Source organism: Moritella sp. PE36, assembly GCF_000170855.1.
Lineage (GTDB): Bacteria > Pseudomonadota > Gammaproteobacteria > Enterobacterales > Moritellaceae > Moritella.
In genome coordinates this window covers 1-11,955 of record NZ_ABCQ01000023.1, presented here as the reverse complement: position 1 = coordinate 11,955, position 11,955 = coordinate 1, and the positions used below count along the sequence as shown (strand labels likewise).

12 protein-coding genes are annotated in these 11,955 nt (G+C 40.1%); 7 read left to right on the top strand and 5 right to left on the bottom strand.

The window, feature by feature from the left end; translation table 11 throughout:
- The first annotated feature begins 361 nt into the window (after nt 1–361).
- Entirely contained in the window at nt 362–1,681 is a 1,320-nt protein-coding gene (locus PE36_RS13530; protein WP_006032607.1) for a hypothetical protein, read from the top strand.
- A 31-nt stretch (nt 1,682–1,712) separates the two neighbouring features.
- Here the strand turns inward: PE36_RS13530 and PE36_RS13525 are convergent, their stop codons facing one another.
- Nucleotides 1,713–2,606 carry a DUF2989 domain-containing protein gene (locus PE36_RS13525; RefSeq protein WP_006032606.1) on the bottom strand — a complete coding sequence of 298 codons (894 nt, stop codon included), beginning with the start codon at nt 2,604–2,606 and terminating at the stop codon, nt 1,713–1,715.
- A 341-nt stretch (nt 2,607–2,947) separates the two neighbouring features.
- Between PE36_RS13525 and PE36_RS13520 the strand changes: the two genes are divergently transcribed.
- Both PE36_RS13520 and PE36_RS13515 read left to right on the top strand, forming a co-directional pair.
- The gene (locus PE36_RS13520; protein WP_006032605.1) at nt 2,948–4,375 is read left to right on the top strand and encodes a glyceraldehyde-3-phosphate dehydrogenase; all 1,428 of its coding nucleotides are present in this window, start codon (nt 2,948–2,950) and stop codon (nt 4,373–4,375) included.
- 220 nt (nt 4,376–4,595) lie between these two features.
- Nucleotides 4,596–4,886, top strand: coding sequence for a YeaC family protein (locus PE36_RS13515; protein ID WP_006032604.1), 291 nt, complete (start codon nt 4,596–4,598; stop codon nt 4,884–4,886).
- Between the two features lie 165 nt (nt 4,887–5,051).
- On the opposite strand, the gene infA is transcribed toward PE36_RS13515, so the two are convergent.
- From infA to trxB, 4 genes are all read right to left on the bottom strand, one after another.
- Entirely contained in the window at nt 5,052–5,270 is a 219-nt protein-coding gene (gene infA, locus PE36_RS13510; RefSeq protein ID WP_006032603.1) for a translation initiation factor IF-1, read from the bottom strand.
- 137 nt (nt 5,271–5,407) lie between these two features.
- Complete coding sequence (locus PE36_RS13505; protein ID WP_006032602.1) at nt 5,408–6,091, bottom strand: arginyltransferase; 684 nt, start codon at nt 6,089–6,091, stop codon at nt 5,408–5,410.
- A gap of 10 nt (nt 6,092–6,101) precedes the next feature.
- Complete coding sequence (gene aat / locus PE36_RS13500; RefSeq protein ID WP_006032601.1) at nt 6,102–6,851, bottom strand: leucyl/phenylalanyl-tRNA--protein transferase; 750 nt, start codon at nt 6,849–6,851, stop codon at nt 6,102–6,104.
- A gap of 89 nt (nt 6,852–6,940) precedes the next feature.
- Complete coding sequence (gene trxB, locus PE36_RS13495) at nt 6,941–7,897, bottom strand: thioredoxin-disulfide reductase (RefSeq protein ID WP_006032600.1); 957 nt, start codon at nt 7,895–7,897, stop codon at nt 6,941–6,943.
- Nucleotides 7,898–8,347: 450 nt separating this feature from the next.
- On the opposite strand from trxB, the gene lrp reads away from it, so the two are divergent.
- The 4 genes from lrp to PE36_RS24755 all read left to right on the top strand — a co-directional run.
- Entirely contained in the window at nt 8,348–8,842 is a 495-nt protein-coding gene (gene lrp, locus PE36_RS13490; protein WP_043994525.1) for a leucine-responsive transcriptional regulator Lrp, read from the top strand.
- Between the two features lie 228 nt (nt 8,843–9,070).
- Nucleotides 9,071–11,623, top strand: a complete 2,553-nt coding sequence (locus tag PE36_RS13485; protein ID WP_006032598.1) for a DNA translocase FtsK — start codon at nt 9,071–9,073, stop codon at nt 11,621–11,623.
- A 3-nt stretch (nt 11,624–11,626) separates the two neighbouring features.
- The gene (locus PE36_RS13480; protein WP_232286586.1) at nt 11,627–11,890 is read left to right on the top strand and encodes a hypothetical protein; all 264 of its coding nucleotides are present in this window, start codon (nt 11,627–11,629) and stop codon (nt 11,888–11,890) included.
- A partial coding sequence (locus PE36_RS24755; protein WP_006032596.1) for an outer-membrane lipoprotein carrier protein LolA occupies nt 11,859–11,955 on the top strand: 97 nt, incomplete at its 3' end. The genes PE36_RS13480 and PE36_RS24755, both read left to right, overlap by 32 nt.

Genomic DNA, 11,955 nt, shown 5'->3' with positions numbered 1-11,955 from the left:
GTCAATTTGGCATGTTTTTTTGTTCTATTTATTACATAAAATAAATAATCTAGATCACAAATTGAGATGATCAGTTGCTTTATTGGCATGATTATTTCCCTTTAACCTTATTTGGTTTCATTTGAATACGGTTAAGGTTCTGACTAAGTGTCTTATTTATATCGAATTTTTAAAATCGGAAATTAAATCAAGCTGCATTTGTTTGAATACTACAAATATTCGCTTTAGTGGAGTATAGACAAGAGTGGAGTATCGACAACGTGTAAAAAACCATGAAACAATCTTATTGTGATACCACGTGATCTCGCATCTTGATATTGATTGGGTATAATAGCGCTAGGTTCACTATTTAAGGTGTCAAATGACAGCACAACATATTCTGCAATTTGGTCAAATGCTTGGTCTTAGCTGTACAGAATTAAATGCCAATGGCGATGAGCAAGCGTTACCAACAACGTTAATTACTCAAGCATTGGCTGATTTTGGTTTTACCGATGAATTAGACGTAAAATTAGAAGAAGAGATTAAGCAATTTTGGTTACGTGCATTGCCTCCTGTGATCATTACAGATCAATCTGAAATGATCCAATTTGATCTGCATTTACCTATCGAATTCGTGACTGAAGATTTAATTTGGGAAGTAAGATTGAATCAAGCTGTTATTGAAACAGGTGAGTTTACGCCAATCGAATGGTCGTTAAATGGTATTTATCATTTACACGATATGGAAATGCAAAGTTACCAGATAAGTTTAGAACAGCCGCTTGCTGTTGGCGCTTATCAATTGGTTATTTTGGATCAAGGCAGTGAAGAACCGCTGGGTGAAAGCTGGATATTTAATCCGCCGTCGGTTTTAACGCCTACAAATGCAATTAAGCCAACAACGGTTACTGCATTACCGACAACAGATGTGGTGCTTAGTCAATTATTGACTCACGCGCAGTCTAGCTTGTCTACTGTGGCCATTGATAAGACCGACGCACTTGCTTTATCTGCGCGACTTACACAATTACAGCAGCAGTTTAATACTGAAAAAGAGCAAGATGAATTTGCCTTAACGCTGAGCAGTATTACGGCAACAGCGGCTCTGTATCAACTGCATTTAGCACAATATTTAACGGCTTATGCTGCTGATGGTGTGACAGCGACGCGAGCAGAAACGCAAACAGTCGAGTGGCAAGATGCGAACTGTGATCGTTATGCGTTTTATTTATGGTTAGTAGTGACTGCGAATAATGCCCAGCCTACAGACACATTATTACGTAATGTTGATTTTGCTAGTGGCACTGCCAATGAAGATTCATTTACGGCTTGGTTATTAGCAGACTATCAGTTAGCGCATTGTCTATTAGAAAATACCGACGGTATCGTTGCCAAAGGCATTAACAGCTACAAGTTACGCCAAGATAATTATGCGGCATTTCGAGCTCTGATAGATTTTACTGCGATGCAATCGACAGGATTAGTGCTTAACCAACCGCTATCTATCATGCAGCAGTGGTTAACGATGGGGGATGCTGGAATTTGGCAGAATCATGAATTCAATGAATTGCTCAGTATTATTCTATTGAGCTGTGAGCGTCATGCTTGTGCTTGTTATTATCAAGCGGATGATGAACTACCAGCAGAGCTAATGGCTTACTTTGATGCTCGCGGTGTTCAGCAATTATCACTGTCTTAATCGTGATTATAAACGGGTTTTAATTGCCAGGTTAAAGCCCGACTGCTGACAGCGTATATTCATAGCTTTTAGCAGTAAACTTCTTATCTTCTATTTGCTCTGCAACTCTTGCTGCTAGCTTATCTAAACGACGCTGTTCGCTTGTCGTTATTTTATGCTTATTAAAAATACTTAGGTTTATATTTTTAATGTCGGAGATTAGCGCCACCTGTGACCAGAGATAAGCCAGTTGGTAATTTCTTTTATGCATGTATGCCGTGATAATGGCATATAGCAGTTTGGTGGTCATGGCGCTATTGTCTAATCGAGAGTTGTCTAATTGAGCGTGACCTAATTGAGAGCTGTTAAATTGCGCATTATCGTCAAGTAGAGCAATACCTTTCAACAAATTAGCGATAGCTTTGTCGGTATTGTGGCCATAAATGTTAGCAATAGCAAAATACAACGCGGGATCATCGAAGCGTTGCTGTTTGGACAAGGCTATAAAGCGTTGTTTTGCATCTTCGTTATTATGCGATACCCAATGATAATTGAGTATATAGGGGTTATTACTACTGCGCGTCTGTTTTTCTAATGCGATAAGGTCATCATAGGTACTTAACATTGCTGATACGCGCTGGGCTTTTAATTCCGGATATTTTCTTGGCTCGATTAGCGCGGCTATCTTGATACATTCTTGGTAATCGCTAAGCGCCGTTAATAACGCGTATTTTTCTTGTTCGCTGGCATTTTTATTCGCATCAAAACGGCTGATGATGAGGTCATTTCTTTCTGTCTGACACCATTCATCGGTATTTAAATCGGCGCAAACAGCGCCATCGTTTTCACATATCGTTACAGCATCATGAGGGTCGCTACATGATGTTAATAAACCAGTAATAATAATCGCCGGAATTAAACGACTAATAGAGCGTAAACGATGCATAAAACTAACAATAAAGTAGGTGATGGCGAAACCCTACCATAAATTAACTCATACTGTCTAATGAGTGATTTAAATTAGTTAAGGGGCTCAACGCCTCCGTAATCAGCTAGGTTACAAAGTGAACAAGCGGAAAAAGTAAAGCCGTTCCTATTTCATTGTTAAATATTTGTGTTTTGAATGAAAGCTGAAAAGTAAAAAAAGACCTAATTCACATGATTAATTGGTAAGTTAATGGTTATTTTTGTATGATTACGCTATCAAATTGATTAAATGTCAGTCGATAGTTATATGACTGTTGTTTTAATGTTTCTTACATGTAGTTGTGATTAAAAGGAAAAAAGATGCCATCTGAAAGTCATTTGTTGAACTGGCAAGAGAGCCAAGAACTCGCAGAATCTATGCTACCGTTGTTAGGAAAGCTATACCGTAATAAGGGCGTTGAAGTATTAATTTACGGTCGCCCATTACAAAATGCAACAGCAATCGATCTCCAAAAAGCACACCGCGTAGTTAAACGTCATGAAGGTCGTGTTTTACGTTTCACTGAAACTTTCCCATTACTGCAAATTATCAGTGAACTACCAATTAGCAATTCTCAAATTGATATCGGTCGTTTGGCTGTACGCTATTGGGCTGATAATGAAGATTCTACTGGTATCGACGCATTCTTACGTGCTGAATTAGCACCGGCATTAAATAACGATACTCAGCCTGAACCTCGTGACGTAGTATTATACGGTTTTGGCCGTATTGGTCGTTTACTTGCGCGTTTACTTGTTGATAAAACAGGTGAGAGCAACTTATTACGTTTACGTGCGATTGTTGTACGTGGTGGTCCTGGCGATATCGAGAAGCGTGCTTCTTTATTACGTCGTGACTCGGTACATGGCCAGTTTAATGGCACGATTGATATTGATGAAGAAAATAATGCAATCATTGCCAACGGTACTTACATCAAGATCCTTTATTCAAATGGTCCCGATCAAATCGATTATGAAGCACACGGTATTCACAATGCACTAATAGTAGATAATACGGGTATCTGGCGTGATACTGACGGCCTGGGTCTGCATTTAAAAGCACCTGGCGCTGCAAAAGTATTATTAACAGCACCGGGTAAAGGCGACATTAAAAATATTGTTTATGGTGTTAACCATATGGATATTTTACCTGAAGATAACATTGTATCGGCAGCAAGCTGTACCACGAATGCAATCACACCGGTACTGAAAACAATCCAAGATAGATATGGTATTGAGAACGGTCACGTTGAAACTGTGCATTCATATACCAATGATCAAAACTTGATTGATAACTACCATAAAGGTGATCGTCGTGGCCGTGGCGCTGCAATGAACATGGTATTAACGTCAACAGGCGCAGCATCGGCTGTAGCAAAAGCACTACCTGAACTAAAAGGTAAGCTGACTGGTAACGCAATCCGTGTACCAACGCCGAATGTATCAATGGCAATCATTAACTTAAACCTTGAGAAAGAAGTTGAAAGAGAATCTCTAAACAGCTACTTACAAGAAATGTCGTTAAGTTCGCCATTACACAATCAAATTGATTTCAGTACATCTAAAGAATTAGTATCAACCGACATGGTTGGTAGCCGTTTCTCTGGTATTGTTGATTCATTAGCAACGATAGCTCAAGGTAACCGCGCTATATTATACGTTTGGTATGATAATGAGTTTGGTTATAGCTGCCAAGTATTGCGCGTAATGCAAAAAATGGCTGGTATCAACATGCACGAATTTGCATAAGCAAACTGTGTATTAAGATGAAGACTATCGATTAAGACAGTGTTATTAAGGAAGCCAATTGGCTTCCTTTTTTGTTTGTAGCAAACCGAGCATATTTAGGTAAACGAGCAATAGGCCTGAGTGCTGTTGTAGTTTAAATTGATACGTATTTATAGTAGGGTGGCTGTATATATTATAATTTAGCAGGGGATGCCCCTGAGCATTAACCAAGGACGTAAAGATGTCAGTTGATAAGTTACTTGAAAGCATAACACCAGAAGTATATGAAAAGCTTAAAACGGCTGTAGAGCTCGGTAAATGGGAAAGTGGTGTGGTATTGACGCCAGCACAAAAAGATAGCTCACTGCAAGCTGTGATGCTGTATCAGTCACGATTCAATACCGAACCGGAACATTTTACAATTGGTACTGATGGTGAAATCGCCATGCTTAAAAAATCAGTGTTAAAGCAACAATTCAGAGAGAAAAAAGCAGCGCAGGAAGAAGAGATTTTACGCGTTGATGTTGAATGATCTATAAAGACTTTTAATCAAGGTATTGGGCTGTGGACTGATAGAAAACCGAGTTGTAGGCAGTCTGAAATTGAGGGTTTATAGAGTAGTTTCGGTTGTTTAAAATGCAGTAAATGACTGACCTAAAAAAACCAGCCTTACGCTGGTTTTTTTAGAGGCTCGTGATTAACGGGCACGGAAGACGATACGACCTTTAGATAAATCGTAAGGTGTTAGTGCTACAGTTACTTTATCACCAGTAAGAATTCGAATGTAGTTTTTACGCATTTTACCAGAAATATGCGCAGTAACAACGTGGCCGTTTTCTAATTCAACACGAAACATTGTGTTAGGAAGTGTATCTAGAACTGTACCTTGTAGTTCAATGCTGTCTTCTTTTGCCATGAGTCCTCTTAAAATTTAATTATAATAGCTATATTTGACCGCAAGATGATGCCAGATTTACACTGGCCTGTATATATTATAGGTAAGTTATTTACGTTTTATTTTTAAAACGCTTTATTATTGACTCTTCGGCGGTATTAGCCCTGCCACTTTCCTGCGATTAAGCGCTGATGTGGGTTAAAGTTAACCTTGTAATTCATCTTGCTACATTGATCTACTTGATAGCCTAAATACAGCCATTGCTTTCCAGTGTTCTTTGCTAAAATTAGTTGTTGTAAAATTGCATAGGTACCTAAGGAGTGCGTCAGGAACTTAGGGTCATAAAAGCAATACATGGCACTCATGCTATCGGTCATTACATCGGTGACAGCTACCGCGACGAGGACGTCATCAAGGTAAAACTCGAGAAACGTTGGCGTTAACCAAGCGCTAGTAATAAAACCATCATACTGAGACTGACTGGCCGGATACATAGCGCCATCACTGTGCAGGATATTTATGTAACGCTCGTATAATGGATAATAATCTGATTGTGGCTGGTGGCTAACCCGCATTTCAATGTGCTTATTTTTGTTGAGTAAACGTTTCTGGCTTTTGCTTGGCTTAAATAGCTGACTATCAATGCGGATTGATTGACATGCTTGGCAAGTTTGGCAGTGTGGTCGATAGACATCATTACCACTGCGACGAAAACCGTTAAGCAGTAAAACTTCATAACCGGCTTGATTATGTAATTCTTCATCTTGAACAACGAGGATTTGCTCTTGTTGATCATTTAGGTAGCTGCAAGGCGCGGGTGGTGTTAAGGCGACTTTAATCATATTGTGATTCCTATGTATTGGCCTTAGTCTTATCTATTAAGTTTAATACAAGTAAGTCTAATACAAGCGTTTGAGGCTGCCATAGCTGTTGTTGGACTGTCGTGTTTTGACTGTTGAGTTGGTTGATGAAAGTGTCGCGGCTAATTTCAATTGCGCCTAGTGATGCGAGGTGTTCATTATGTAATTGGCAATCAATCAATTTACAGCCAATACTCAACAGATGTTGTTGCAGCGCGATAAAGGCGATTTTAGAGGCATCAGTGACGGTATGAAACATAGATTCACCACAGAAGATATCGCCAATATACAAGCCATATAATCCGCCGACGAGTTGCCCCTCTTGCCATACTTCAATAGAGTGTGCGAAGCCCATTTCATGCAGTTGTAAATACGCATCTTGCATGGTATCAGTGATCCAAGTATCACTCGAATAACCACGTGGTTCTGCGCAAGATTCAATTACCTCTGCAAATGCATTATTGATCGAAAAGGTAAAGTTTTGACGACGCAAAGACTTACGTAAGCTACGTGATATATGCATCTTACCGGGTGCTAATACCATGCGCTGACTTGGTGACCACCATAGAATAGGCTGACCGTCTTCAAACCAAGGGAAAATACCTTGCCGATAAGCATATACAAGCCGTTCTGGATTGAGATCGCCACCCATAGCAAGTAAACCATCGGGCTCAGCTAACGCAGTATTAACTGCTGGGAAGTAACTTAAGTCGTGATTCAGTTCTGGTAAATAGATTGGCATATAGGTGAGGTCTTGAAAAAGGTTAGGTTTTGAAAAAAGTGCCTTGAAAAAGGTGATACCTAGGGTATCACCTTAGCAGAATAAACGGATTAATCGCTTAATCCATCAAGAAAACGTTCTGCATCTAATGCAGCCATACAGCCTGTTCCAGCTGAGGTAATTGCTTGACGATAAATGTGGTCAGAGACGTCGCCTGCAGCAAATACACCTGGGATAGTGGTTTGCGTTGCGAAGCCTTCTGTGCCTGAATTTACTTTCAAGTAGCCATCTTTCATGGTTAATTGATCGATGAATAAATCCGTGTTTGGCTGGTGGCCAATCGCAATAAAGGTACCCATCACATCAAATTCAGTTGCTTCGTCAGTACGTGTATCACGTATGCGAACACCTGTTACGCCCATGTCATCACCTAATACTTCATCAAGTGTTTTGTTTAGGTGTAATGTAATATTACCGTTCGCTACTTTTTCTTGTAAGCGTTTAGTTAAGATCTTCTCACTACGGAATTCTTCACGGCGGTGAATTAAATGTACTTCAGAGGCGATGTTTGATAGGTAAAGCGCTTCTTCAACCGCAGTATTACCACCACCAACAACCGCTACTTTTTGGTTACGATAGAAGAAACCATCACAGGTTGCACATGCTGATACACCACGGCCTTTGAATGCTTCTTCTGAAGGTAGACCAAGGTATTTTGCTGATGCGCCAGTACAAATGATTAATGCATCACATGTGTATTCAACATCGTTACCTTTTAACTTAAATGGGCGTACTGATAAATCAACATCGTTGATATGATCAAAAATGATCTCAGTTTCAAAACGCTCTGCGTGCGCTTTCATACGATCCATTAGTGCAGGACCCGTTAGCCCTTCTGCATCACCCGGCCAGTTTTCAACTTCAGTTGTCGTTGTTAATTGACCACCTTGCTGTATACCTGTGATTAATACTGGGTTTAGATTAGCACGAGCAGCATAAACTGCTGCGGTGTATCCTGCTGGACCTGAGCCTAATATAAGTAGACGGCAGTGTTTTGTATTACTCATTACGATTCCTTAATACCAATAATTGTGGTCAATTGTAAAAACTTTGTGGCGCGGGGTAAATAGTAGAGTAAAAATATTTTTTTAAAATGCATAATAATGCAAAAATAGTTAAAACCGCGATTCAGCTATATATTTTGCATATCCACCCTTTCAATGGAATTAATGTTCTGTTAATGTCTATTTATACCAACGAAACGTCTATTTCGCTAGTTGTTACATAAAACATCGATGTTAGCCTATTGTTATGCAGGTAGCGTCTTTGTGAATATTATGTTTCTCTATACAGTGGGAAACGTAACATAAGCCTCGTAAATTGAATTATTGTAGGCTATTATAATCTTGGTTAGAATTTAGCTAGCACTTTAAGTTGGTTCTAACTATGGCGTATTCAAATGAATGGATTATTTGAAAAATTAAGTTTTACTGGGATGTAAAAGGGTGGAAACAATAATGATGGAAGTAAAAACTCGACCAATGAAGGAACTAGATCGAATCGACCGTAATATTCTTAATGAATTACAAAAAGACGGCCGAATTTCCAATGTAGAGTTGTCGAAACGTGTAGGCTTGAGTCCTACGCCATGTTTAGAGCGCGTACGTCGCTTAGAACGCCAAGGATATATTTTAGGTTATACCGCAATTCTAAATCCACAATTTCTGGATGCTTCATTGCTTGTTTTTGTTGAAATCACCTTAAATCGTGGTGCTGCTGATGTGTTCGAGCAATTCAACAAAGCTGTTCAAGAACTTGAAGAAATTCAAGAATGTCATTTAGTATCTGGCGATTTCGATTATTTATTAAAAACACGTGTATCTGATATGTCAGCTTATCGTCGTTTACTTGGTGAAACGCTATTACGTTTACCGGGTGTTAATGACACACGTACATATGTTGTTATGGAAGAAGTTAAACAAAGTAACCGTTTAGTTATTAAAACGCGTTAATCTCACTGTTTATACATAATCTTTTAGCGTAATCCTAGATTAACGCAAATAAAGTGATAAATAATCAACAAGCGGCATATTGCCGCTTGTTTTGTTTCTAGCATTTAATTAAAGTTGATAGCTCATATACCCAAGTTACCTTCATTCGGTTTGCTGATTGTGCATCTTGACGTCGCTTGGGTACAGTAGATAACGTAACATCGTCGCCTTCAAGAGTCATAAATCAAGATGAACAAATTTAATTTAGCTATTCCATCCAAATATCTTGCGCCATTATCTGGCATCCAGCGTGTTTTTGAAGTTGGATTTATACTGTCTACCTTTATTGCTTGTTATGCCATGGTCGCATTAGTGAGCTTTGATCCTGCCGATCCATCATGGTCGCAAACCAGTTGGGAAGGCCCCGTTAAAAATGCCGCCGGTTCATTCGGTGCCTGGATCGGGGATGTGCTGCTTTTTACCTTTGGTCTTTATGCGTATGCAATACCACTGGCATTTGTGTCATTCGCCTGGTTTATATTTTGGCGTCCAAGACAGCTTGATGAAATAGACTTTTTTACCGTTGGCCTGCGTATGATCGGCGCATTATTATTACTTATCGGTGTGTGTGGATTAGCATCCGTTAACTTTGATGATCTGTATTATTTTTCATCGGGGGGGTTAATTGGCGATGTCGTTGAACAGGCAATCAGTGAGCTATTTGGGGTATTAGGTTCAACGCTTATTTTACTGAGTTTTGTCGCGATTGGTTTTACGTTGTTAACGGGTATATCTTGGTTAACAATCGTTGATATGCTTGGTGCTGGGGTGATTAATGTTTGCCAATATAGCGTTGATAAAGTGACCAAATTAAGAAATCGACAAGCGCCAGTCGTGGTTAATGAAACCGTAGTTGATACGGAACACGATGACCTGAGCGTGTCGAAAATAGCTGAGACGCCAATAACGCTACAACCAGTAGATGAATTTGATGACGTCACGGATATGTCATTTACTGCTGCCCGACAAGAACCATCAATATCAGCATTTGACGGTTCAGATGTTGAGCCTAATGATGATCAATTTACTCGTGATAATATGATTGCCGCCGATAACGTTAATCGACAGAATGTTGATAACGACAGCGCTGACGAAGCGATTATTGTTGAGCACCAATTAGAGTTAGACCAGATAGAACCAGCATTGGCGCCAGTATTCCAGATTAATAATAACGGCACTGATAATGGTTTTGAAATTGTTGGTGATCAAGTCGTATCAACTAATTCTCTGCAATTTAAAGAAAAACCAGTTACTTTACTACCGGGATTAGAGTTATTAGACAAACCCAATAAAAAAGCCAATCCGATATCGCAAGCCGAGCTTGATCATGTCGCGCGCTTAGTAGAAGAGAAATTATTAGAATTTAATATTAAAGCGAAAGTGGTCGATGTGCATCCAGGGCCCGTTATTACCCGTTTCGAATTAGATTTAGCGCCAGGTATTAAAGTTAGCAAGATCTCGGCATTATCGAAAGATTTAGCCCGTTCATTATCAGCGATGAGCGTGCGTATTGTGGAAGTGATCCCGGGTAAATCGGTTATTGGTCTGGAACTGCCGAACAAGTATAGAGAAACCGTTTATCTATCTGATGTGATGTCTAGCCCATCATTTATTAACGCCAAGTCAAAAACATCCGTGGTGTTAGGTCATGATATTGCGGGTGATGCCGTGGTGGTCGATTTAGCTAAAATGCCGCATCTCCTGGTTGCGGGTACCACTGGCTCGGGTAAATCGGTGGGTGTGAACGTGATGATCATGAGTTTGCTGTACAAAGCATCGCCAGAAGAAGTGCGTATGATCATGATTGATCCAAAAATGTTGGAACTTTCGGTGTATGAAGGTATCCCACATTTATTAACCGAAGTTGTTACCGACATGAAAGATGCCGCAAATTCGCTGCGCTGGTGTGTGGGTGAGATGGAAAGACGTTATAAATTATTGTCAGCTGTTGGTGTGCGTAACCTGGCTGGCTTTAATACTAAAATACAACAAGCGATTGATGCTGGTCAGCCAATACTCGACCCATTATGGAAACCGGGCGATAGCATGGACGAGACCGCGCCAGCGTTGATTAAACTGCCTTCGATTGTGGTTATTGTCGATGAGTTTGCCGACATGATGATGATTGTCGGTAAAAAAGTTGAAGAGTTAATTGCACGTATTGCCCAAAAAGCCCGTGCCGCTGGTATCCATTTAATCTTAGCCACTCAACGTCCTTCTGTTGATGTGATCACCGGTTTAATTAAAGCGAATATCCCAAGCCGTATTGCGTTCCAAGTATCAAGTAAGATTGACTCACGTACCATTCTTGATCAAGGCGGTGCAGAGACACTATTAGGGATGGGTGATATGTTGTATCAGCCAGCGGGTAGCAGTGTACCAATCCGTGTTCATGGTGCCTTTGTCGATGACCATGAAGTACACCGTGTGGTAGCAGATTGGAAACTACGTGGTGCACCGAATTATATTGATGAAATTTTAAATGGTGAAGAGACGGCTGATACCTTACTACCGGGTGAAGTCGCTGAAGGTTCATCCGATGTGGATGAGTTATTTGATCAAGCGGTATACCATGTAACACAAACGCGTCGAGGTTCCGTATCAGGCGTACAACGTAAATTCAAAATCGGTTATAACCGTGCCGCCCGTATTGTCGAAGAGATGGAAGTGCAAGGTATCGTCAGTTCTCCAGGGAATAATGGTAATCGAGAAGTACTGGCACCACCGCCACCAAAGGATTAATGGATGAGAAATAAAATGTCATTAAAAAAAATCTTAGTAACCGCAGTATTAATGACGGCGTCTATGCTAACGAACGCGCAAAGCGTAAAACAAGAATTACAAGACCAACTTGCTCAGTTAAAGCCATTCAGTGCTGACTTTACTCAAATAGTGACGTCGGCTGAAGGAGATAACCTTTCGACTGCACAGGGCTTGATGCAATTTGCAGCGTCCCAATCAATTTCGCTGGGAAACCGTGTCACCAGACGAACAGTTAATTGTTTCTGATGGTGAAAGTATATGGTTGTATAATCCGTTTGTTGAACAAGTTAGTATTTACTCACTTAAAGATG

Excerpts from the sequence above, each read along its gene's own strand:
- PE36_RS13530 (WP_006032607.1), top strand. The coding sequence starts at position 362 with ATGACAGCACAACATATTCTGCAATTTGGTCAAATGCTTGGTCTTAGC.
- PE36_RS13525 (WP_006032606.1), bottom strand. The coding sequence starts at position 2,606 with ATGCATCGTTTACGCTCTATTAGTCGTTTAATTCCGGCGATTATTATT.
- PE36_RS13520 (WP_006032605.1), top strand. The coding sequence starts at position 2,948 with ATGCCATCTGAAAGTCATTTGTTGAACTGGCAAGAGAGCCAAGAACTC.
- PE36_RS13515 (WP_006032604.1), top strand. The coding sequence starts at position 4,596 with ATGTCAGTTGATAAGTTACTTGAAAGCATAACACCAGAAGTATATGAA.
- infA (WP_006032603.1), bottom strand. The coding sequence starts at position 5,270 with ATGGCAAAAGAAGACAGCATTGAACTACAAGGTACAGTTCTAGATACA.
- PE36_RS13505 (WP_006032602.1), bottom strand. The coding sequence starts at position 6,091 with ATGATTAAAGTCGCCTTAACACCACCCGCGCCTTGCAGCTACCTAAAT.
- aat (WP_006032601.1), bottom strand. The coding sequence starts at position 6,851 with ATGCCAATCTATTTACCAGAACTGAATCACGACTTAAGTTACTTCCCA.
- trxB (WP_006032600.1), bottom strand. The coding sequence starts at position 7,897 with ATGAGTAATACAAAACACTGCCGTCTACTTATATTAGGCTCAGGTCCA.
- lrp (WP_043994525.1), top strand. The coding sequence starts at position 8,348 with ATGATGGAAGTAAAAACTCGACCAATGAAGGAACTAGATCGAATCGAC.
- PE36_RS13485 (WP_006032598.1), top strand. The coding sequence starts at position 9,071 with ATGAACAAATTTAATTTAGCTATTCCATCCAAATATCTTGCGCCATTA.
- PE36_RS13480 (WP_232286586.1), top strand. The coding sequence starts at position 11,627 with ATGAGAAATAAAATGTCATTAAAAAAAATCTTAGTAACCGCAGTATTA.